This window comes from Marinifilum breve, assembly GCF_003202155.1.
Taxonomy (GTDB): domain Bacteria; phylum Bacteroidota; class Bacteroidia; order Bacteroidales; family Marinifilaceae; genus Marinifilum; species Marinifilum breve.
Genome location: NZ_QFLI01000183.1, coordinates 1 through 379, shown reverse-complemented (window position 1 = coordinate 379; position 379 = coordinate 1). Strand labels below are relative to the sequence as shown.

General features: G+C 49.9%; 1 protein-coding gene. It reads left to right on the top strand.

Annotated features, from left to right (window positions below):
- Positions 1–155: 155 nt before the first annotated feature.
- The coding region (locus DF185_RS23380; RefSeq protein ID WP_207784758.1) for an antitermination protein N at positions 156–379 on the top strand (224 nt) is incomplete at its 3' end.

Here is a 379-nt window from a genome sequence, read left to right as displayed (position 1 = left end):
ATTCAAAGCAGAAGGCTTTGGGGTGTGTGATACGAAACGAAGCATTGGCCGTAAGTGCGATTCCGGATTAGCTGCCAATGTGCCAATCGCGGGGGGTTTTCGTTCAGGACTACAACTGCCACACACCACCAAAGCTAACTGACAGGAGAATCCAGATGGATGCACAAACACGCCGCCGCGAACGTCGCGCAGAGAAACAGGCTCAATGGAAAGCAGCAAATCCCCTGTTGGTTGGGGTAAGCGCAAAACCAGTTAACCGCCCTATTCTCTCGCTGAATCGCAAACCGAAATCACGAGTAGAAAGCGCACTAAATCCGATAGACCTTACAGTGCTGGATGAATACCACAAACAGATTGAAAGCAACCTGCAACGTATTGA